This is a genomic window from Salegentibacter maritimus, assembly GCF_016236975.1.
Taxonomy (GTDB): domain Bacteria; phylum Bacteroidota; class Bacteroidia; order Flavobacteriales; family Flavobacteriaceae; genus Salegentibacter; species Salegentibacter maritimus.
Map to the genome: position 1 here is coordinate 22497 of NZ_JAEHNY010000008.1, position 22798 is coordinate 45294.

Annotated in this window: 14 protein-coding genes; 6 read left to right on the forward strand and 8 right to left on the reverse strand. The window is 37.5% G+C overall.

Annotation, left to right across the window (positions count from 1 at the left end; translation table 11 throughout):
- Positions 1-48 precede the first annotated feature (48 nt).
- The 4 genes from I6U50_RS09750 to I6U50_RS09765 all read right to left on the reverse strand — a co-directional run bounded on the left by I6U50_RS09750 (position 49) and on the right by I6U50_RS09765 (position 8167).
- On the reverse strand, positions 49-1506 hold the full coding sequence (locus tag I6U50_RS09750; protein WP_198638706.1) for a sodium:solute symporter: 1458 nt from the start codon (positions 1504-1506) through the stop codon (positions 49-51).
- Positions 1507-1509: 3 nt separating this feature from the next.
- Positions 1510-3111 (reverse strand): glycoside hydrolase family 10 protein, encoded by a 1602-nt coding sequence (locus I6U50_RS09755; RefSeq protein ID WP_198638707.1) that lies wholly within the window; start codon positions 3109-3111, stop codon positions 1510-1512.
- 93 nt (positions 3112-3204) lie between these two features.
- Complete coding sequence (locus I6U50_RS09760; RefSeq protein WP_198638708.1) at positions 3205-4920, reverse strand: RagB/SusD family nutrient uptake outer membrane protein; 1716 nt, start codon at positions 4918-4920, stop codon at positions 3205-3207.
- Between the two features lie 19 nt (positions 4921-4939).
- Entirely contained in the window at positions 4940-8167 is a 3228-nt protein-coding gene (locus tag I6U50_RS09765) for a SusC/RagA family TonB-linked outer membrane protein (protein ID WP_198638709.1), read from the reverse strand.
- A gap of 254 nt (positions 8168-8421) precedes the next feature.
- Here I6U50_RS09765 and I6U50_RS09770 point away from each other — a divergent pair, with 254 nt between their 5' ends.
- On the forward strand, positions 8422-9177 hold the full coding sequence (locus I6U50_RS09770) for a DeoR/GlpR family DNA-binding transcription regulator (RefSeq protein ID WP_198638710.1): 756 nt from the start codon (positions 8422-8424) through the stop codon (positions 9175-9177).
- Between the two features lie 64 nt (positions 9178-9241).
- Here I6U50_RS09770 and murQ read toward each other — a convergent pair whose 3' ends face one another.
- The 3 genes from murQ to I6U50_RS09785 all read right to left on the reverse strand — a co-directional run bounded on the left by murQ (position 9242) and on the right by I6U50_RS09785 (position 13086).
- Positions 9242-10057 carry an N-acetylmuramic acid 6-phosphate etherase gene (gene murQ / locus I6U50_RS09775; protein ID WP_198638711.1) on the reverse strand — a complete coding sequence of 272 codons (816 nt, stop codon included), beginning with the start codon at positions 10055-10057 and terminating at the stop codon, positions 9242-9244.
- A 169-nt stretch (positions 10058-10226) separates the two neighbouring features.
- Positions 10227-11801, reverse strand: a complete 1575-nt coding sequence (locus tag I6U50_RS09780) for a beta-N-acetylhexosaminidase (protein ID WP_198627841.1) — start codon at positions 11799-11801, stop codon at positions 10227-10229.
- A 13-nt stretch (positions 11802-11814) separates the two neighbouring features.
- Positions 11815-13086, reverse strand: a complete 1272-nt coding sequence (locus I6U50_RS09785; protein ID WP_193712275.1) for a sugar MFS transporter — start codon at positions 13084-13086, stop codon at positions 11815-11817.
- Between the two features lie 317 nt (positions 13087-13403).
- Between I6U50_RS09785 and lepA the strand changes: the two genes are divergently transcribed.
- Together lepA and I6U50_RS09795 are read left to right on the forward strand one after the other, a co-directional pair.
- Positions 13404-15200: a translation elongation factor 4 gene (gene lepA / locus I6U50_RS09790; protein ID WP_193712276.1), complete on the forward strand. Its 1797-nt coding sequence runs from the start codon at positions 13404-13406 to the stop codon at positions 15198-15200.
- Positions 15201-15307: 107 nt separating this feature from the next.
- Positions 15308-16069 carry a YebC/PmpR family DNA-binding transcriptional regulator gene (locus I6U50_RS09795; RefSeq protein WP_193712277.1) on the forward strand — a complete coding sequence of 254 codons (762 nt, stop codon included), beginning with the start codon at positions 15308-15310 and terminating at the stop codon, positions 16067-16069.
- Here the strand turns inward: I6U50_RS09795 and I6U50_RS09800 are convergent.
- The gene (locus I6U50_RS09800) at positions 16066-17976 is read right to left on the reverse strand and encodes a cation:proton antiporter (RefSeq protein WP_198638712.1); all 1911 of its coding nucleotides are present in this window, start codon (positions 17974-17976) and stop codon (positions 16066-16068) included. The genes I6U50_RS09795 and I6U50_RS09800 overlap by 4 nt on opposite strands.
- A 190-nt stretch (positions 17977-18166) precedes the next feature.
- On the opposite strand from I6U50_RS09800, the gene I6U50_RS09805 reads away from it, so the two are divergent.
- The 3 genes from I6U50_RS09805 to I6U50_RS09815 all read left to right on the forward strand — a co-directional run bounded on the left by I6U50_RS09805 (position 18167) and on the right by I6U50_RS09815 (position 22734).
- Entirely contained in the window at positions 18167-19951 is a 1785-nt protein-coding gene (locus tag I6U50_RS09805) for a cation:proton antiporter (protein ID WP_198638713.1), read from the forward strand.
- Positions 19952-20157: 206 nt separating this feature from the next.
- Complete coding sequence (locus tag I6U50_RS09810; RefSeq protein WP_198638714.1) at positions 20158-21021, forward strand: MBL fold metallo-hydrolase; 864 nt, start codon at positions 20158-20160, stop codon at positions 21019-21021.
- A gap of 39 nt (positions 21022-21060) precedes the next feature.
- Positions 21061-22734 carry a S8 family peptidase gene (locus tag I6U50_RS09815; RefSeq protein WP_198638715.1) on the forward strand — a complete coding sequence of 558 codons (1674 nt, stop codon included), beginning with the start codon at positions 21061-21063 and terminating at the stop codon, positions 22732-22734.
- The last annotated feature ends 64 nt before the right edge of the window (positions 22735-22798 follow it).

The window sequence follows — 22798 nt, forward strand, 5'->3', positions numbered from 1 at the left end:
TTAAAAATTGTTTCCAACGAATGCCTCTTGGCCTTGCCCCAAGGTAGTTTACTCTATAGAAACCTCATCAGTATTTGGGCGGTAAAGTGCAAAAAGCCCCAACATGGTAATTGCCGCATTCACCAACAATATTTCAAAACCAAACTCATAGCCATTTAGCCATTCTTCAGAATTAAAATCTAAAATTACTGAAATTACCGGTGATAAAATACAAACAAGTGGCACCCATTTATCCCGCACCGGGTTTTTACATAGTAAGCCATAGGCAAATAATCCCAGCAGCGGACCGTAAGTAAAACCGGCTACTTTAAAAACCATACTTACCACACTACTATCGTTTAAAGCATTAAAAACAATAATTACCAAAAACATTAAGATTGTAAAGCCTATATGAACCAGCATCCTTGTTCTTTTCTGATTTTTCTCCTTTTTCTGAATATCCAGGATATCTACACAAAAAGACGTAGTAAGCGCGGTTAAAGCTGAATCTGCACTGGAAAAAGCGGCTGCCGTAATTCCTAATAAGAAAACAATACCTGCCAGAATTCCAAAGTGGTTTAATGCCAGTAATGGATAAAGATCGTCTGTTCTTTCCGGGATGGCAATACCCTGATCTGCGGCGTATTTGTAGAGCAAAACCCCAAGGGCCAGAAATAGTACCGTTGAAAAGAAAAATACAATAGAAAACCAAAAAATATTCTTTTGTGCCTCCCCTTTACTTTTACAGGTAAGGTTTTTTTGCATCACGTTTTGGTCGAGTCCATTCATCGCAATTGTTATAAATATTCCTGCCAGAAAACTCTTAAAAAATGCATTATTTGAACGCCAATCCCAATCGAAGATCGTAGACTTTTCGCTATTGGCCACAGTAGCAAATACATCGGTGAATTTAAGACCCATATGATCTACAATCATAAAAATACTTATTACCACCGCCAAGAGTAAAAAAGTGGTTTGCAGGGTATCTGTCCATACAATAGTTTTTATTCCACCTCTAAAAGTATATAACCAAATTAGACCAATAGTAATTAACACCGTAACCCAAAACGGGATTCCAAAAGCATCAAAAAAAGCAATTTGTAAAACCAGGGCTGCCAAAAACAATCTAAAGGAGGCGCCTACGGTTTGGGAGATCAAAAAAAATGAAGCGCCGGCATAATAAGAATTCTGCCCAAACCGATTTTTTAAATATTCATAAATGGAAATTAATTTCAGTTTATAAAACAATGGTATTAAAACAAAGGCAATAACAGCATAGCCCATCATATTGCCCATTACAAATTGCAGATAGGTCCAATTTGAATTTCCAACTTCACCGGGAACCGATATAAAAGTAACCCCAGACAAGGTAGCACCAACCATCCCGTAAGCTACCAGAAACCAGGGCGATTGTCTATTTGCTGTAAAATAGGTGTTATTATCGGCTTGCCTTGAAGTAAAATGACTAATGGCCATTAAAAGCAAAAAATAACCGGCAATAACCCCAAAAACGAGAAGTGGGCTCATAAATTAGTTTATTTTAATTTCTATAAATTCACTTTGATTTCCGTTTCGGTCTACCGAGGTTATCCCTATTTTTTCAAGTTGCACCTTCTTCTTCCCTACTTCCTTTTGTAAGCTCTGACTTCTTTTTTCGAAATTTAAAATTTTGTAATCCCAACTACCGGTTTCATATTTAAAATACAAAACCCACTTTTTAATATCTGCATCATCTTCAACGCCCCAGGTCATTTCAATTTTATCCAGGTTTTCATTTACGGTTACATTAGGAATTTCGGGCGGGGTATTGTCTAACCAGGGACTTGGCGGAACCAGGGTTTTCTTCCTGTAGGGCCCTTCTTTTATGGCCTTTGCAAGCTCTTTATTTTTTAATAGGGGACCTATACTCCAATGCACAGCACCTTTGCTTTGCGGAAGCATGCCACGGGTAATCATAATTTGGTTTATCACCTCTGTAATATGCATCTCGTCACCATCGCCCCCAACATTCATTCCCGGCCATAAATGGCGTTGTTTGGTATTTTCGCTTTTCCACCAACCCAATAATTCGGGAAAGCTTTGCCCTAATTGACTAATTTTCCAATATAGTTGTGGGGTATAATAATCTATCCAGCCTTCATTTAACCATAGTTTGGCATCGGCATATAACTTATCGTATTGGTCGTACCCCTGTACCGACTCCGGATAGCCCGGGCGCCAAATACCAAAAGGACTTAGACCGAATTTTACATGTGGTTTTTCAGCTTTAATTTCTTCATAAATTCTTTTGATAAAAACATTCACGCTTTCCCTACGCCAATCGCCACGTGAAAGTTCGCCACCGGCTGCCTGATAAGCTCTCCAGCTTTTATCGTCTGGGAAATCTTTGCCGTTGTTATAAGAGTCGTAAGGATAAAAATAATCGTCAAAATGAATACCATCTACATCATAACGTTTTACAATATCCATCACAACCGCGGCTGATCGGTCTTGCGTGCCTTTTTGGGCAGGATCCATCCACCACATCCCGTTTTCTAATGCTACCACAAGTTCGGGATTGGTTTTTATTACCGATTTTTCACTGATTTCCTTTCCGGTGGTATGATGTGCCCTATACGGGTTTAACCAAACATGCAGTTCTAAACCACGCTGATGAGCGGCATTGATCCAGAATTTAAGCGGATCGTAATAAGGTTCAGGAGCTTTTCCCTGTTCTCCGGTAAGAAAATACGACCAGGGCTCTATCTCACTTTTATAAAGGGCATCGGCCTGTGGACGTACCTGAAAAACAACCGCATTAAAGTTGTGCGACTCTAAAAAATCTAACAGCTCTAAAGCTTCTTTTTGCTGTGCCGAAGTAGATAAGCCAGGTTTACTGGGCCAATTAATATTGGCAACGGTAGCGATCCAGGCGGCACGAAATTCTTCAATATTCTTTGGTGTATTAGGGTTCCGGGCTTTCTCTTCTTCGTCTAGTGTTTCTGGAACCTCAATTTCTTCAGGGATTGGTTCAACTATTTCTTCTGTATCGGGTACAGCGGGCTCTTCTGGAGCTTTTGGGACTTCCCGGGTAGATTTACAGGAATAAAAAAACAAGCATAAAGTAAGTAGGGAAAGAAGTGTTTTTTTCATAGTTTGAAGATTTTGAGAGCAATTAAAGAAAAGTCCCTCAGATATTTTCTGAAGGACTTTTTTATTAATTCCACCTCGTAAATATAAGTATAATTACCAACCTGGATTTTGTTCTAATTCCACTCCCTGATCTCTATATAATGTAATTTGATCTAATGGAATGGGCTCAAGATAGACTTTTGGATCTTCAAAAGTTCGTAGTGCTTCTTCGGCAGATGCCGGAATTAAATATCCCTTATCTCCGCCTCCGGTTACTGCAAGGCTTTCTAAATTGGCATCGGGATAATTGGATTTATCTATCCATGCACCGCGATTAATATCTGGATACTGGACCATATCGGTATATTCCAGTTTTTTCCATCTTTTTAAATCGTCCAGTCTAAACCCTTCAAACATTAATTCTACTCTTCTTTCTCTTCGTATTTCCCATAAAATTGGCGCAACCCCCGAATCTCTTTGTGGATCATCATAAACTTGTCCATTTACGGCAGGCTGATCTCCAGAAACTTCTAAATACGGAAGATTAATACCCGGCCTGTCTCTAAGTACATTAATAGACTTATCTAGATCTTCTTGTGCAAAAGTAGCACCACCTACTGTAGACAATTCGTAAGCTGCTTCAGCATAATTAACTAAAATTTCACCATATCTAATTATAGGGGCATCGGTTGGGTTTAAATTTGAACTTCCTCTTGGTTCATCGGCAATATCCTCATTTAAGAATTTATGGGTAGCTATTCCTGTAGTTGAATAATTAGGATCTACTCCATTAATTCTTAATTCATCTGAAACAAAAGTCTCATAAATTCTAGGATCACGATTTGCCATAAGATTTTCAATGCCCTTATCTCCCTGATATAATGCTGAAATTCCAATAGGAAGACCATCTTCTGCAAGGTATGACTCAATACCATCTTTAGAAACACCTGTTTGCGGTTCCTTATTGTTATAGCTGTTAAGGGAGTGGGTAACCATTCCTTCCTCATATTCCCGATATAATAAAACTTCAGGATTTCCAGATAAATCCAAAGAGTTAAATACCTCTCTATAATTTCCTAAAGAAAAATTACCTGATTCTATTATCTCCTGTGCCGCCCATTTTGCCGCTTCTAGATATTCGGCTGCTTTTTCATTATTGTTTTCATGATATTTTTGCCAGGTACCCTCATAAAGAAACACTCGAGACATAAAACCAAGAACTACACTCCTGTCTACCTCCTGACCTTCGTTTTCCACATTGTCTCTTACATTTTCTGCGGCAAATCGAAAATCTTCTAAAACACGATCCATTACAAAAGTTCTTTCATCTCGCTCCCTGTATAACATTTCATTGTCATTTTCAGCAAGTTCCTTATCGTAGTAAGGAACATCACCAAAATCTTTTACTAAATCGTGATATTCTAAAGCTCTAAAGAACCTGCCAATTCCAGTCCAATGGTTAATGGCTTCTTCTTCCATATCTACCCCCTGTACACGATCTATAAAAATATTGGCTTTACGAACCCATGCAAAGCTCCATCCGCCACCTGAAGTGGGAACCTGTTGGGTAAACCTTGGAGGATTTGTAGGTGCAAAATCGTCGTTTAAACTTTGTCCTGAAAAATACTTTCCCCAGGTATAACCGGAACCATAGCCCGAAAAATATGATGTATAAAAACCGTAGGCAAATGTTTTTACGTTTACCTCACTAGTCCAATAGGTTTCGTCTACCAGAACATCCTGGGGTGGTGTGTCGAGAAAATCTTTTTCACAACCTGCAATACCTAGGGCAAGAAAAAAAAGTATAAATATTTTATTTGTTACTTTCATAATAACTATTTTTTTAAAATTATAGTGTTACCTGAACTCCTAAAGAAAATGATCTTCTAAAAGGATATACACGACCAAAGGTTGAGGTATCATTTAATCCGGCCGAAGTATAGTCTACTTCAGGATCTACCGGAACCTGAGCGCCGGTAAACTCGAAAAGATTTTCACCACTGGCATAAACTCTAAACCTTTCTACCTGAAATTTTTCGGTTAGTGAAGTTGGTATAGTATATCCTAAGGTGATATTTTTCATTCTTAAATAAGACATATCTAATAAGTATTTTGACTGTGGTAAAAAGTTCATAGCATTATTAGATTGCTGCTGATCGTTAGGTCGTGGATAATAAGCGTTAGGATTTTCTGGTGTCCAGTAATCTAACTGGTGAGCGTACCAAGCTTCACCATAACGATATCCGGGGATAAATACCGGTCCGTTTGCCCAGAAATCACGTTTTCCAACTCCCTGCATAAACATATTAAAGTCGAAACCTTTCCAGCTAGCCCCTATTTGGAGTCCATATTGATAACGAGGAGTAGAATTACCTATTCTTTTCATATCTCCAGAATCACCTACAGTTCTAGAGCCATAGTCAATTACCCCGTCTCCGTTAAGATCTTTATATTTTATATCTCCGGGACCATACTGGAACCATCCATTGGTTTCAAAAATTTCCTGGGAAGGAATTCCTTGTGCCAAATTACCTTCAGAATCGAAATCGGCTTCTGTAAAAAACCTATCGGTTTCATACCCCCAAATTTCGCCTAGTTCTTTTCCTTCATAATAAGAATTAATTCCCTCGGTAGTATTAGCAAACTTAGTTACCCTTTCTTTAAAGTCACTTAGATTAGCTTTAGTGTTAATACTAAGACCATTATCAAAAGTATGACTAAAATCTAATTCTAGTTCCCAACCTTTGGTTTGAACTTCTCCAAAATTTCTAATTGGAGCGGATGTACCAAATGAATTAGGTAAGGTAACCCCAGCACTATGCATATCACTAATTGTTCTTTCGTACCAGCTAAAGCTAGCCCCTAATTTATCTTTAAAGAATCTCGCATCGAAACCTAAATCTAAAGTAGTTACCGTTTCCCAGGTAAGATCTGCCGGTAAAGCTCCTGGCGTACTAACGCTCAGCTTATTTTGACCATCAATTAACCAACCCGTATCAAAGGAAGACATAGTTCGATAAATATTTCTGATTAATGCATTTTGGTTCCCCACAGATCCGTATGATCCTCTAAGTTTTAAGAAAGATAGCGCTGGTACAGCGTCCATAAAATCTTCTTTGGTAACAATCCAACCAGCCGACATAGATGGAAAAAACGCCCATTTTTCATTTGAGGAAAGCCTGGAAGAACCATCATATCTACCATTTATGTTAAGTAGATATTTTTCTTTATAAGAATAGTTAATTCGAGCAAAAGCACCTAAAGTGGTCCAATTATTTCTACTTCCATCAGCGAATTCATCTCCAGTTGCAATACCTAACTCACCTTGATCTGGATTTAATAAATTATTCCGTTGAGAATATTGTGACCATAATTCAAACTCTTCGGCATCACCACCTGCAGTAATTTCAAATTGGTGATCTTCTGCAATATTCACATCGTAAGTAGCAAAAGCTTTTGCAGTGTTTCTCCTACTCCAGGAAGAGTTATAAACAACCCTATCATATCTAGGACTCGTATATGGTTCATAAACTAGGTCTGGCCCTGTGGCCCAGAAATTATAAGCCGAAACTGATCCTCCAACCTGGTGTTCATGTCTATCCACACCATCAAACGTATAATCAAAATTAATATCCAGGTTTTCAACTGGATTTATAGTAGTACCAAGATTTATCCTAGTTAAAGCTCTATCATTTTCGTTCATTTTTGCCTGAGCAACTTCATTTACATGACTTCTAAAAGGGTTTCCCTCATAAGTCCCGTAAGGATAGTAAGCCGGCCATCTAGTGGTATAATACCAGGCATCGTAAGTAGCAGATCCAAATGCAAACGGTTCAGTTGTTTTTGTATTTGTATATAATACTTTCGCCCTAACGTCCATCCAGTCAGTAATAGAAGTATTTACGCTAAGGTTAAGGTTATATCTTTCAAACTCATCTGGGTTAGCTTTATAAACTCCCCCTTGCTCCAGGTAACCAAGGCCAACATAATAATTAGTTTTTTCACTTCCTCCAGACACAGAAAGATCGTGCTTTTGTTGTGGAGCCCATTCTTTAACAAATTTCTTTTCGGGGTTCCAGGGGCGGTAAAAAAACAATCTCCCATCTCTTATTTCAAAATCACGTCCAAGAACCATTTCATCACTTAAATCTTGATTTCCATATAATTCTTCCCATTCACGCATTTTTTCGATAGCAGTATCATCTAAATACATATTAACCAAACCAAAGGCTTCTAAAGAAGGTATTCTTCTTCTTACAGCGGCAAAAGCCATTTCTGCTCCATCTGCAGCTGGTGCTACCGTTGGAGTATTTGTTGGTGTAGACCAGGAAATGTTATTAGAGTAATTTACCGTGGGGGCCTGACTTCTTCTACCATTTTTAGTAGTGATTAAAATAACACCCCAGGCGGCTCTGGCCCCATAAATAGAGGTAGATGCTGCATCCTTTAATACAGAAATGTTTTCTATATCCTGTGGGTTTATAGACTGCAAACTGGATACCTCTACATTATCCACTAAAATTAATGGTTGAGCTCCCCCACCACCAGGACTTAAAGTTCCAATATTACCACGAAGCCTAATTGTAGGATCCTGGCCTATCTGGCCGGTTGGAGTTGTTATGGTAATCCCGGGACTTGCTCCCTGTAACCCCCTGGCTGCATCAGTAATTGGTCTGGAATCCAAAACTTCGGCATCTATCGTAGAGATTGAACTAGTTACGTTACTACGCTTTTGACTACCATAACCAACCACAACTACCTCATCTAAACCTTCGGTATCTATATGCATAGTAATTGAAAAGTAATCTTTACTCCCCACGCTAAGTTTTTGTTCTTTAAAACCCAATGAAGAAAAAACCAACACGGTACTATTTTCATCCGGGATACGTAAAGAAAACTCTCCATCAAAATTACTTACGGTTCCGGTAGACGTATTTTCTATAAATACGTTCACTCCAGGAAGTGGCATCCCGTCTGTATCAAAAATTTCCCCGGAAATCTCTCTCTCCTGTGCCCAGGCCTGAATTGAAAACAAACAGACCAACACCAAAATAAATTTACGAAATCGTTTTTCCATATTATTACATTAACAATTGATTAGGAAACAAACATATTATATAAATACATTAATAGCAATTAAATATTGCATTAATTAGCATTATATGCTGTTTTTTACAATACATCGTATTATTTTTGCTGTTTTTAATCGCATATTTGTGATTTACAACAAAAGAAGCAATATTAGTAATTCAAGTTTTATTTTAGAAAAATTAACATTTTAACAGGCTTACAATAGGTTGTTTAAGTAAAAGCCATTACAAAAGATTTTATATGAAGAAAGCAGAACGCCATCAAATTATTCTAGATGAAGTGCATTTACACAACAGGGTCTTATTAAGTGACTTAACACGGACCCTTAATGTATCTATGGACACCGTACGAAGGGATCTTATGGAACTGGACAAGTTAAAACAACTTAAAAAAGTTCACGGAGGAGCCGTTTCAAATGGGTTTAATATACATTCAGATAATACACGGGAGATTTATGAGCATGAAAATAAATCTATTATTGCCAAAAAAGGAATTAAGCTTTTAAATCACGGTGATGTAGTTCTTATTAGCGGTGGATCTACCAATTTGGAACTGGCTAAATTAATCCCCAGAAAAATGAATTTAACCTTCTTCACCCCCAGCCTTCCTATGGCTGTAGAATTGTTAAACAATATTTCTAAAAATGATGAGGTACACCTCATTGGAGGAAAACTCTCAAGAGGATCGCAACTTGCCGCAGGTGGCAGTGCAATTAATCTGTTATCTGAAATTACCGCCGATATCTGTTTTTTGGGTACCGGCTATATGGATATTGAAAAAGGAATAACAGAGTTGGATTGGGAGGTGGCCCAAATGAAAAAAGCTATGGTAAAATCTTCAAAAAAATTAGTGTCGCTTACCATCTCTAAAAAACTAAATACTTCAAATAGGTTTAAGGTATGTGACGCCCTTCAGGTAGATTCCTTAATTACAGAATTATCTCCGAATACACCTGAATTACTAAAATATAAAAATAGTGGACTGGAATTACTTTAAAAAATTCTTACCAGGAATATTAAAGTAGAATAAAATATTAAAACCTTAGAAAACTAAAGCTTTCTTAAGCCTTATATTGAGCCAATACATTTCTCACGCTCTTGTGGGTTTGTAGCAGTTTTGAAGCTTCTGCTTCATCTACATTTAATTCTTCCATAATCATACGGACGCCGCGACTAACCAGTTTCTTATTTGAAAGTTGCATATCTACCATTTTATTACCCTTTACACGCCCCAGCTTAATCATAACCGAAGTAGATATCATATTCAGTACAAGTTTTTGGGCTGTACCGGCTTTCATTCTTGTACTTCCGGTTACAAACTCGGGCCCGGTAACTACCTCTACCGGAAATTCACAAGCTGCCGCCAATGGGCTACCTGAACTACAGGTAACACAACCGGTAATAATACCTTTGGCACGAGCCTCTTTTATTCCACCAATTACATAAGGGGTGGTTCCCGAGGCAGCAAGGCCTACCAATACATCTTTTTCTGAGATATTATACTCCTGAAGATCTTTCCAGGCTTGTTGTGTGTCATCTTCTGCGTTTTCTACAGCATTTCTTAAGGCCGTATCTCCCCCGGCAATTAAGCCGATTACTAACTGATTTGAAACACCAAATGTTGGGGGACATTCTGAAGCATCTAAAACACCCAGTCTCCCACTTGTTCCTGCACCAATATAAAACAACCTACCCCCAGCTTGCATTTTTGGGGTAATAGCATCCACCAACTTTTCAATGGCAGGAAGCTCTTTCTCCACACTTTCTGAAACACTTTTATCTTCCTTATTAATATTGCTGAGCAAAGCCGAAGTACTCATCTTTTCTAAATTATTGTACTTAGAGGTCTTTTCGGTATCGGGATTTGTATGTTCCATGGTTAAGTTTAATTAAAAGAATTTGTCTGAAAAGATTTTAAATCGTTTTCTATAATTCATTTCAAGATTTCCTTCTTACAAGAAATAAATCAGGAGCAGAAACAAGTTCAGCTTATCGAAAAAATCTTTTCAGACAGTTCTATGTTTTCAGTAAAATTATCTAAAATAATTAATATTTAGATTCTGGCATAAAATCTGAAAAAACACCCTTCTTAGGATCGCTGTTCCATTCTACTTCCGGACTTCTAAAATAATTTACATCCATAAAGTCAAGTCGTAGCCCTTGTGCGCCCAGGCGTTTTAAAAAGCCATTATAATCTTTGTTTTCATCCTTAGTCCATCCCACTTCTGCCATGGCAATACTTCTAGGCCAAAATCTATCGTCTGCAGCCTCGTCCGATAGTACCATCTCGGTCCAAACCGGAGCCTCTACCCCAATTGTATTTGGGTTAGTAACTTTAAAAGTATAAGTATCTTTTAATGAAACACCTCTTTCCTGGCACCAGTTATTGGTCATTTCCTGACCTGGAACATTGGCGTGATCAAAATAAAAACTTGAACAAATAGATTCTATAATTGGGGTTTTTACAACGCTCTTTGTCTTTCCATTCCACCGCTGACTAATAAACGTAGTATCTACAGCAGCCTGCGTTACTTCTTCCCAACCTATAGTTGTTTTTCCAAGCCCCTGTACAATAGAATCTGCTTTTATTACAAATTCTTTATAGCGTTCATCTTCTATTTCGTCTCCTCCAATATGTAGGTAATCTCCTGTAGTAATTTCGGCCACTTCGCCTAATACTGTGCTTACAAAATCGTAAATTTCAGGTTTATCGAGACAGAATTTACTCCACCCCACTTCATAACCATGGAAAAGTTGCGGAGGGGTTGCTCTTTTAGGTTCAATATTGCTTAAATCATCACAATTTAGCTCAGGATAAGCCATTAAGGCCGCATAAATATGTCCCGGAATATCAATTTCAGGCACAATTACAATATTTCTTGCTGCCGCATATTCCTGAATTTCTTTATATTCTTCCTGGGTTAAGAATCCAGATCTTCCTCCTTTTACCGCACCCTTACTTCCTAATTCTGTTAATTTAGGCTTTTGTTTTATTTCAATACGCCATCCCTGGTCATCGGTTAAGTGTAAATGAAGCTTATTTAACTTGTAAAAAGCCATTCGGTCTATATGCTTTTTAATATAATCTGGACCAAAAAAACTACGAGCCACATCTAGCATAGTACCACGCCACGCAAACCTTGGGCTATCTGTAATTGAAACTTGAGGAAGTTGAATCTCTTCCAAAACTTTTTCATTTTCAATCCCGGCAGGCAAGATTTGGCGCAGGGTCTGTATAGCATAAAAAAGTCCGGCTTCTGTGGCCGCTTCTAAGTTAACGGTACTTGAAGAAATATCTAAATTGTAACCTTCTTTTCCCAGGGTTTCTTCTAGTTCTGGGTTAAGATTTAAATTAAAACCGTTACAATTATCTCCTTTCATGGTATAGCTTTGCGTATACGTATTTTGTAGCAATCTATGCAGCCAGGCAGCCGATGCTTCTGCACCGGTATTAAAACAAACCACTGTTCTTTCCTGAAGTGTAAAAAAATCGTCTTTCCACTCAACTTCTGCTGGCTGCGGGATGATTGCCGGTTTTTCAATATTGGATTCTTGTGCGGATAAACCCAATTGAAAAAACATTAAAAACACTAAACTAAACCTGATATTAAAAGTTTTCATAATAAAAAAGTTTTTATCTTATCTTATGTCCTTTGGCAGCAAAGTACCAGATATATAAATAGCAAGGAATCACAATCCAATAAGCAGCTTGAGGATCAAAAGTATCAGCTAAATATCCGTAAACTAAAGGTAAGATAGCCCCTCCTGCAAGTGCCATAATTAGAAAAGAAGATCCTATTTTTGTAAATCTACCTAAACCGTTAAGCGCTAAAGGCCAAATTGCCGGGAATACAAGGGCATTGGCTAGACCTAAAAGGGAAATACAAAGTACCGAAATATAACCATCGGTATAGATGGCGCATAGACCAAGGATTATCCCTAAAATACCTGAAATTTGCAATGCCTTTTGCTGGCTAATGTATTTTGGAATAGTTACCGTACCAATTAAATAACCCACAATCATGGCTATTAAGGTATAGGTAGTAAAGAATTTAGCTACTCCTGTAGCTATACCCTGCCCGTCTTTTGCATAACTAATTACGGTATCTCCTGCAATTACTTCAACCCCAACATACAAAAACATAGCAAGGGTACCCAACAATAAGTTGGGGAACTGGAGTACACTTGTTTTATTTTTATTGGCAGCCGCAACAGTATCATCCTCCCCATCGGTTTCAATTTCCGGTAAAGCCGAATAATAAATAAGTACGGCAAGTCCTACCAATATTACGGCCATTATAATGTAGGGCGTAATTACAAGAGAAGCAAGTTTATCTAACTCGGCTGTTTTTGCTACAGCGCTCATTCCCTCTAACCTGGCTTCTACGGCATCCATATTTTTGAGCAAAATGGCTCCAAAAATAATAGGTGCCAAAGCTCCGGCTACCTTGTTACAAATTCCCATAATACTAATTCGCTTAGCAGCACTCTCAATAGGACCAAGAATAGTGATATATGGGTTGGCGGCAGATTGTAAAAGGGCCAAACCGGTTCCCTGAACAAACAAACCAAAAAGAAACATGGCATAAGTTCTTGACATTGCAGCGGGTATAAAAACCAGGGCTCCTACCGCCATTACAACTAATCCTAAAGACATACCATTTTTAAAACCTATCTTTTTTAAAACCCAGGCGGCAGGTATAGCCATTACAAAATATGAAATATATGAAGCAAAAGCCACGAGGTAAGATTCAAAGTTATTTAACTGGCTGGCAGTTTTTAAAAATGGGATAAGTACCGAGTTTAACCAGGTTACAAATCCGAAGATGAAAAATAAAACCCCAATAATGATAATAGATCTACTGGTGTTGTTTTTGGGTTGACTAGTTGCGGTATTAGCAGCCATAAGTGTGTTTCTTAATTAATATTAGTATTTATTTTAGGCTAAACTTAACGCCTTTTTTGAAAATTATAACAAAAATGTTTCCTACAAAAAAAAGAAACTTTTTTACAACTGCTGTATACTTAAGTAAGTTTTTTTATAATTAACTAAAAGTTACAATATTTTTTTATCTAAATAAATTTCAAAATCTGTAGTATGGGATTCAAATTTCTTAGAATTCTTATATTCTATCTTTCTTTTTTGGACTATGAAATAAACTATATTTGTAAACTTAAATTTATTGATTAGCCATTTAGGAATTCAATTATTAAAAATACCCGATGAAGCATATAAGAAACTTCTGTATAATCGCCCATATTGACCACGGAAAAAGTACCCTGGCAGATCGACTTTTAGATTTTACAGGTTCAGTGACCGATCGTGAAAAGCAGGAACAGCTACTGGATAGTATGGATTTAGAACGCGAACGTGGCATTACCATTAAAAGTCACGCCATACAGATGGATTATGAATATGAAGGCGAAAAATATGTTTTAAACCTTATAGATACTCCGGGACACGTAGATTTTTCTTATGAAGTTTCCCGTTCTATCGCTGCCTGTGAAGGGGCATTATTAATAGTAGATGCCGCACAAAGCATACAGGCGCAAACAATTTCTAACCTATATTTAGCCCTGGAACACGATCTTGAAATTATTCCGGTGCTTAATAAAGTAGACCTTCCAAGTGCCAATCCTGAAGTGGTAAGCGATGATATTGTAGATCTTTTAGGGTGTGATCATGATGACATTATTCCCGCCAGTGCTAAGACAGGTTTGGGGATTGAAGAAATTTTAAAAGCAATTATTACAAGAGTTCCACCTCCAAGCGGAAAAATAGATGCACCTTTAAGAGCTCTTATTTTCGACTCGGTATACAATCCTTTCCGTGGAGTTGAGACTTATTTTAGAGTTATTAACGGTTCTATTAAAAAAGGCCAGAACATAAAGTTTGTAGCGACCAATAAGAACTATTTTGCCGATGAAGTAGGAACTTTACGTTTAAAGCAATTTCCGCGTAAAGAAATAAAAACAGGAGATGTAGGGTATCTAATTACCGGAATTAAAGACGCCCGGGAAGTAAAAGTTGGTGACACCATTACCGATGCCAAAAACCCTACCACCGAAGCCGTAGCAGGATTTGAGGATGTAAAACCTATGGTATTTGCCGGTATTTACCCTGTAGACACCGAAGATTATGAAGAGCTAAGAAGTTCTATGGAGAAACTCCAGCTTAACGATGCTTCTTTAGTATTTGTACCAGAAAGTTCGGCCGCATTAGGTTTTGGTTTCCGTTGTGGCTTTTTAGGAATGCTTCACCTGGAAATTATTCAGGAAAGATTAGAGCGTGAATTTGATATGACGGTAATTACTACCGTACCTAACGTGTCTTACCACGCCTACACCAATAAAAATCCAGACGATCTAATTCTGGTTAATAACCCGTCTGATTTACCCGAACCTTCTTCCCTAAACCGGGTAGAAGAGCCATTTATTAAAGCCACCATCATTACAAAAGCCGATTATGTTGGGAATGTAATGTCGCTTTGTATAGAAAAAAGAGGAGAAATCACCAACCAGGTTTACCTAACTCCTGAAAGGGTTGAGCTGAGTTTTGACATGCCTTTGGCCGAAATTGTTTTTGACTTTTACGACAGGTTAAAAACGGTTTCCAGAGGTTATGCTTCCTTTGATTATTCTCCAATAGGAATGCGACAGTCTAAACTTGTAAAAGTAGATGTTTTACTTAATGGAAATATTGTTGATGCACTTTCTGCCTTACTACACGTAGATAACGCCTACGATATTGGAAAGAAAATGTGTGAAAAGTTAAAAGAATTAATTCCAAGACAACAGTTTGATATTCCAATACAGGCGGCTATAGGTTCTAAAATTATTGCCCGTGAAACGGTAAAGGCACTTAGAAAAGATGTGACCGCAAAATGTTATGGAGGTGATATTTCCCGTAAAAGAAAGCTTCTGGAAAAGCAGAAAAAAGGTAAAAAACGAATGAGACAGGTAGGAAATGTTGAAATTCCACAGGAAGCATTTATGGCAGTTTTAAAGCTGAATGATTAAACTTAAAAACTTATAAAAATTGATAAAAACCTCACACTTGCTGCGAGGTTTTTTATTTTCCACATTTTCTTAATTTTGTAAGTCTACCAATTTAAAACTCAAATACCATGGCCGGACATAGTAAATGGGCAAATATAAAGCACCGTAAAGGGGCGCAGGATAAAAAACGAGCAAAGCAATTTACCAGGGCAATCAAGGAAATTAGTGTAGCGGTAAAAGAAGGTGGCGGGCCAGACCCTGAAGCTAATCCCGGCTTGCGTAATGCTATTGCCAATGCCAAGGGTGTAAATATGCCCAAAGATACGATAGAACGCGCTATAAAGAAGGCTAGCGGAGCTGATGCCGATAATTATGAACTGGTAACTTTTGAAGGATATGGCCCTAACGGAATAGCGTTCTTTATTGAATGTACTACAGATAATACCAACCGTACGGTAGCTTCGGTACGCTCTATATTTTCAAAAAATGGCGGAAACCTTGGTACCAACGGTTCATTAGAGTTTCTTTTTGACAAAAAAGGAGTTTTTGCCATTGAGAGAGAAAAAATAGCAATGGATTTGGAAGAATTTGAACTGGAACTTATTGAAGGTGGTGCTTCAAAAATTGAAAAAGAAGATGATTTTATTACAATCTATACCGATTTTACCGATTTTGGATTAATGGCGGCTAAATTAGAAGAATTGGATATAGAGGTTAAATCTTCTGAAGTTCAACGTATTCCTATGAATACTTTAGAATTACCAATAGATGATGCCAAAAAAATACTAAGCCTCGCCGAAAAATTTGAAGACGACGACGATGTCCAGAATGTTTATCACAATATGGAAATCACCGATGCGTTAGTAGCAGAATTAGAGCAGGAAGATTAGTTACTTTCCTGCTCATTCTTTGTTTTTATTTCTTCTTCTGTCTCTGAATCGTCTATCGTTTCATCATAAGCCTCTTCAACTTCCTCTTCTCTTTGAATTTTCTTACCAAGATAAACCAATTGATATCCCTCTTCTATTTCAACTTCAGAGCTGTGGGATGGAATAATAGTTAAATTTCCATTCTTACTTTTCACAAAAAGAGGAATAATATCTGTATCGGTTTTAGAAATCTCTATAAGTCCTTCGTAATGCTCTTTACTATTAAGCGCTACTTCATGAATTTTTGGATAATTTCTAGAAACATCCGTAAGTTTTATATAATCATCGGTATGTGAAAACAGGCCTTCGGTTGGGTTCTTTTCCGGATTATTCATTTCATCTGCAGTAATAAGCCTAAAAGAACCATTCTCACCAAATTGTTTTTTAAACTTTGCGATGGCGGTTTTATTAATATCGCTGTTTCCGGTCATTGCCATAAGGTAACCAATGTCATTCAACTCGATATTATTCATCAAATCATCTGAAAAGACACTCCCCTCAATAGCTTCAATTCCCAGTTTCCGTGCTTTTTTAACATTATCTGAATTGTTATCCAACAGCACTACATGGCGTTTATTATCCTGTAAATATTTCCCTATTAATCTTGAAATTGAAGAAGCACCAATTATTAAAACTCCCTGAGAATCTTTAATAAAAACCCCTACTAAACGTGCAAAAAGCCTTGCTGTAGCCGCATTTAATAAAACCGAGCAAAGTACAATCATAAACACCAGTGGCGTAATATATTCGGCGCCTTCAATACCTTCACGAGCCAGGCGCAGTCCAAATAACGATGCTATACCTGCGGCCACAATACCCCTGGGGCCTACCCAGCTTATAAAAGCCACTTCATTAACTTTTAAACCAGAACCAAGGGAACTTAAAATTACACCTATTGGTCTCACCAATAGTGCTACTATTCCAAATAAAATAAGCGAGTTCCAGTTAAATATAAGCAAGAGCTCCTCTACTTCAATGTTTGCAGCTAGTAGTATAAATAAAATTGAAATAAGTAAAACACTAAGGGATTCCTTAAAATACAATAACTCTTTAATGTTTGGCAGGTCCTTATTTCCCATTACCATTCCCATAATTACCACCGCTAAAAGGCCACTTTCGTGTGCAAACATATCGGCCATAACAAAAACGCCAAGTACGGTTGCCAGGGTAAAAACATTTAGTAAATAATGTGGAATAATTTGCTTTTTAATCAAGAACGCCAATAAATGGGCGAAAGTAAAGCCAAAAGTAAAGCCAAACAGTAAGATTTTACCAAATTCAATTAAGGCCGTTTGTGTAAAGTCCTGTCCACCTTCAACCCTAATAAATTCAAACATAAGTACAGAAATAAGCGCACCAATGGGATCTATAAGTATTCCTTCCCATTTTAAAATAGATGAAACATGGGTTTTTAAAGGAATATTTCGTAGGATAGGAGCGATTACCGTAGGGCCGGTTACTATAATTAATGCCGAGAATAAGAAGGATATTTGCCAGGTGAGATTAAAAATAAAATGCGCTGCAAGACCTGCACCTAAAAAAGTTACTATGGTACCCACGCTAATTAACTTTAAAATTACAGGGCCAATATTGCCAACTTCACTCTTTCTAAGAGTTAATCCCCCTTCAAAAAGAATTACTGAAATAGCAAGGGATACAAAGTAAAAAAGGCTTTCTCCCGGGAATAAACCTTCGGTACCGTTCCAAATAGGTTCAACCCACTTGGTTCCATCTTCACTAATTAATGTTGAAATAGGCCCTACCAAAAGCCCAATTAATATCAGTGGTAAAATTGCCGGGGTTTTAATTTTCCAGGCTAACCACTGCGCCAGGATCCCCAATATTACCAAACTTGCCAGTTCTAACATGCGTACACTGTTTTAGCTATAAATTGCTATTTACAAAAATAGCTCGATTTAACCGCAAGTATATAAGGAATTCAGGTTTTTTAAAATAAAAAAACTTTTTTTTATTTTCACTTCCATTTATTTCAGGTATTTACCTATATATTGTGAAAATAGTAATATTTTGTAGCCTTAATTGTCTAAATTTTGTTCTATGGAAGAATTAAATATTCTCAATTTACTGATCATTTTAGCAAGTGCCTGGTTAGGCGGATCGGCAGCCAAAAAACTGGGCTATCCTGCTATTTTAGGCGAGTTAATCATAGGAATCGTGTTAGGCCCTGCCATGTTGGGACTACTCGAAACTTCAGAAATGATTAATGTGCTGGCCGAAGTAGGAATTATTCTACTTATGGTTTATATAGGCATGGAAATTAATTTTAGGGATCTTGGAAAAGCCTCTTGGCCAGGACTTTTAGCTGCTATTGGCGGGTTTATAGTTCCTTTTGTATTAGGTTATTACACTATTATATATTTTGGCGGAACCCAAATGGCTGCCATTTTTGTAGCCATAGCCGTAGCAGTCACTTCTTTAGCTACCAAAAGTCGAATTTTAGTAGATTTAAAATTACTCAATACCCGTATAGCATACGTACTTATGGCCGGGGCACTTATTTCTGACACCCTTGCACTGGTGATTTTTGCCGGAATTATAAGTTATGTAGATGCAGGAAGTATAGACACGCTTGGACTGGCCTGGGTTGCAGGAAAAGCTATCTTATTTTTTGTTTTTACAGCACTGGCAGGGATATATCTTTTACCATTATTGGGTAGGTTTTTAATGGAATCCAAAATTAATAGCCGTACACTTCATTTTACCCTAATTCTCATTATTGTTTTAGGTTTTTCAGAACTAGCTGAAGTAGCCGGTTTACACAGTATTTTAGGAGCCTTTATGGCTGGTTTGTTTATTAGGGATGGTGTGTTTAATCGCCAAATTTCTAAAGACATTAATAACATATTTCACGATATTTCCATAGGTTTTTTGGCTCCTATATTCTTTGTTTCCGCAGGATTTAATGTAACCCTGGAGGTCTTTCAAACAGACCTTGCAATGCTTATTGTTGTTACCTTAATGGCCATGGTAGGAAAAATATTCGGTACAGCCTTGTTTTACCTTCCCAGTGGTTATGGCTGGCGCGAAGGTATTGCGGTAGGAACCGGAATGAATGGGCGTGGTGCTGTAGAAATTATTATTGCAGGTATTGGCTTACAAATGGGTATTATAAACAGTGAGATCTTTTCTATACTGGTTTTTATGGCCATTTTCACCACATTAACAGTTCCGTTATTATTAACCTGGACTACAAAATGGCTAAAGAGTAGAAACGAATTGGTACACCAGGAATCCAGAAATGGTTATATTATTTTAGGTGCCAACCCGCTTGGATTATACATGGCAAAAAAACTTCAGGATAAAAATGAAGTGATACTTATAGATGCTAACCGGGAAATGGTGGCTGAAGCTAAAAAACAAGGCTTCAACAGTATGTATGGTAATATTCTAAAAGAAGAAACCTTTGAAGATGCAAACGCCATAGAAAAAGGCACCTTTATTGGCCTTACCGGGAATAGTGAAATAAATTACCTTGCCGCACAACTTGCCGATGATGCATTTTATATTCCCAATAAAATTGTTTTGGTATCTCCCAGTGAAACCGGTACAGATGTAAATATGCTAGACAAAATTAAGGCAACTTCACTTTTTGCAAATAAAACCGAACTGGAACCCTGGGCATTAAAAATTAGCAATGGAGACTTTAAAGAACACACCTTAACCATTAAAGAAGAAATCTCTACCCGCCAATGGGTTAAAGAACATAAAGGGGATAAAGATTCTATTTTGCCGTTTTTTATAGTTAATACCGAAGGTGTTATAAGGCCTTTCCATTACAACGATACAATTACCGAAGGTGAAAAAGTGATCTATTTAGAATAGTTTTTTAACTGTAAGCCAATAAACTGAAATTTTACAATGGGGTATTGTAGCCTTTGGCGGTACCAATAAAACTTTCGTTTTAGACTCGTTATCTTGTCGCGATGCGTTTTACTCTTAACTTTAAGCTTTAAAACATGCCTGCTAACAGAATTTTAGCAGTGCATGTGTATTGCTTTTAGTAATTTGCAAAACCTAAATTAAAGCTTATGAAATTATATCCTATAGAATCAGGAAATTTTAAACTGGATGGTGGTGCTATGTTTGGGGTTGTACCTAAAAGCCTTTGGAACCGAACAAATCCGGCCGATTCTAATAATATGATAGATATGGCAGCGCGCTGCCTCTTAATTGAAGATGGCGATAAACTTACGCTTATAGATACTGGGATGGGCGATAAACAAAGTGAAAAATTCTTTGATTATTATTATCCCTGGGGCGAACATTCTATAGATAAATCTCTTAAAAAATACGGGTTTCATCGCGACGATATTACCGATGTGTTTTTAACCCACCTTCATTTTGACCATGTGGGGGGTGCCATACAATGGAACAAAGATAAAACCGGTTATGAACCAGCTTTTAAAAACGCGAAATTTTGGAGCAATAAAGAACACTGGAAATGGGCTACAGAACCCAATGCCCGTGAAAAAGCTTCGTTTCTGCCCGAAAATATATTGCCCATGGAAGAAAGTGGCCAACTTCATTTTTTAAATCGTAAGGAAAATGAAAATTTTACAGCAGCGCAGGAATTTAATTTTGGCGTATTGTTTGTAGATGGACATACCGATAAACAAATGATACCTCACATTAAATACAAAGATAAAAACCTTGTTTTTATGGCTGATTTATTGCCTACCGCAGGTCATATTCCATTACCTTATGTAATGGGTTATGATACCCGGCCATTACTTACATTGTCTGAAAAAGAAAAATTCTTGAAAAAAGCGGCCGATGAAAAGTATTATTTGTTCCTGGAACACGATGCGCATAATGAGATTATCACTTTAAAAAACACCGAAAAAGGAGTTAGGCTGGACAAAAGCTTTACTTTTAACCAACTTTTCAATTAAATAATTCCATTAGTAAATATTAAACAATTTATATAAATAATGAAGATACCTTTTTTAAAACCTGCATTAGCTATGGGAAGCGCGCTTATTTTGGCTTCCTGTGGAAGTGGCTCACCCAAAATAGTTTCTACCCCAATAGCCAATATAGATTCAATTCCACTTAAAATAGATGATCTTACTGAAACCCAACTAAAAGGCTGGGGGGGTGCCGATCTTGTAACCGACACTATTCCCGGAATGAGTGTTGAAAAGGCTTATTCAGAAATAATTAAAAATAATAAAGGACAAAAAACCATTGTGGCTGTAATAGACAGTGGGGTTGATATTGAGCACGAAGATCTTGAAGGTGTTCTTTGGACCAATACCGATGAAATTCCCGGAAATGGAAAAGACGACGATAACAACGGTTATATAGACGATGTACACGGTTGGAACTTCCTGGGGGATGCTGTAAAGGAAAATATGGAATATACCCGAATTTATAAGCGCTTAAAACCAAAATATGAAGGGAAAACAGCAAGTTCTATAAGCACAGCAGATCGCGCCGAATTTATCTACTACCAGGAAGTTAAACAGGAGTACGAAAAAGAGTACCAGGAAACGGTTCAAAATAGAAATCAATATGAGCAAATAAAAAAACAATTGGTAGCTGCACACCAGGCTGTTTCTTCGCAACTTGGTAAAGAGAATTACACTATAGAAGAGCTTAATGACATGCAAGCTACAGGGCAAATGGCGCAATATAAAGCTATGTTACAGCAAATTCAGAATAACGTAAATGAAAATATTCCCGAAGCGCTGGAAGAATTAGATGAAGGTATTGCCTATTATGACGGTAGATTGGACACCCATTTTAATTTAGAACTGGATGGCCGTGCTCCCGTAGGAGACGATCCTTACGATATTACCGATACCAAATACGGTAACGGTAATGTTATGGGACCTGATCCAGAGAAAGAAGACCTTAAACACGGTACCCACGTAGCCGGAATTATCGCTGCAGAAAGAAACAATAATATTGGTATAAATGGGGTAGCCAATAATGTGGAAATTATGGCTATACGTGCAGTGCCAGATGGAGATGAATACGATAAAGATATTGCCCTGGCTATTCGTTATGCAGTAGACAATGGTGCAAAAGTGATTAATACCAGCTTCGGAAAATACTTTTCGCCAAATCCTGAATGGGTAATAGAAGCCATTAAATATGCTGAAAAAAATGATGTATTAATTGTAAATGCCGGAGGAAATGAAAGCCTTAATTTAGATGAAAATACCGTTTACCCCAACGATCAAAACCCTGAAGCCCCTCAGGAAATCGCAAATAACTTTTTAACGGTAGGTGCTCTTAATTTTGATTATGGCGCACAATTATTGGCTAATTTCTCTAACTACGGGAAAACAAACGTAGATGTTTTTGCCCCGGGAACTAAAATTTGGTCTACAACCCCAAATAATGAATACGAATACCTACAGGGTACTTCTATGGCTGCACCTGCTGTAGCCGGGGTAGCAGCAATTATTCGCTCTTTTTATCCAAAATTAAGCGCTGCACAGGTAAAGCAAATAATTATGGATAGTGGCTTAACTACTAATGCCGATGTAATTGTAGGAGGGGACAGAAACAACGTGCAGGACTTTAAAGAATTATCTAAGTCAGGTAAAATGGTAAACCTTTACAATGCCCTTATTTTAGCCTCTCAAACCAAGTAAACTACCTCGGGGCAAGCCCACGAGGCATTCGTTGGAAACAATTTTTTAATTTAAAGGCAAGACT

Coding starts and splice junctions, on each gene's coding strand:
- I6U50_RS09750 (WP_198638706.1), bottom strand. CDS start 1,506: ATGAGCCCACTTCTCGTTTTTGGGGTTATTGCCGGTTATTTTTTGCTT.
- I6U50_RS09755 (WP_198638707.1), bottom strand. CDS start 3,111: ATGAAAAAAACACTTCTTTCCCTACTTACTTTATGCTTGTTTTTTTAT.
- I6U50_RS09760 (WP_198638708.1), bottom strand. CDS start 4,920: ATGAAAGTAACAAATAAAATATTTATACTTTTTTTTCTTGCCCTAGGT.
- I6U50_RS09765 (WP_198638709.1), bottom strand. CDS start 8,167: ATGGAAAAACGATTTCGTAAATTTATTTTGGTGTTGGTCTGTTTGTTT.
- I6U50_RS09770 (WP_198638710.1), top strand. CDS start 8,422: ATGAAGAAAGCAGAACGCCATCAAATTATTCTAGATGAAGTGCATTTA.
- murQ (WP_198638711.1), bottom strand. CDS start 10,057: ATGGAACATACAAATCCCGATACCGAAAAGACCTCTAAGTACAATAAT.
- I6U50_RS09780 (WP_198627841.1), bottom strand. CDS start 11,801: ATGAAAACTTTTAATATCAGGTTTAGTTTAGTGTTTTTAATGTTTTTT.
- I6U50_RS09785 (WP_193712275.1), bottom strand. CDS start 13,086: ATGGCTGCTAATACCGCAACTAGTCAACCCAAAAACAACACCAGTAGA.
- lepA (WP_193712276.1), top strand. CDS start 13,404: ATGAAGCATATAAGAAACTTCTGTATAATCGCCCATATTGACCACGGA.
- I6U50_RS09795 (WP_193712277.1), top strand. CDS start 15,308: ATGGCCGGACATAGTAAATGGGCAAATATAAAGCACCGTAAAGGGGCG.
- I6U50_RS09800 (WP_198638712.1), bottom strand. CDS start 17,976: ATGTTAGAACTGGCAAGTTTGGTAATATTGGGGATCCTGGCGCAGTGG.
- I6U50_RS09805 (WP_198638713.1), top strand. CDS start 18,167: ATGGAAGAATTAAATATTCTCAATTTACTGATCATTTTAGCAAGTGCC.
- I6U50_RS09810 (WP_198638714.1), top strand. CDS start 20,158: ATGAAATTATATCCTATAGAATCAGGAAATTTTAAACTGGATGGTGGT.
- I6U50_RS09815 (WP_198638715.1), top strand. CDS start 21,061: ATGAAGATACCTTTTTTAAAACCTGCATTAGCTATGGGAAGCGCGCTT.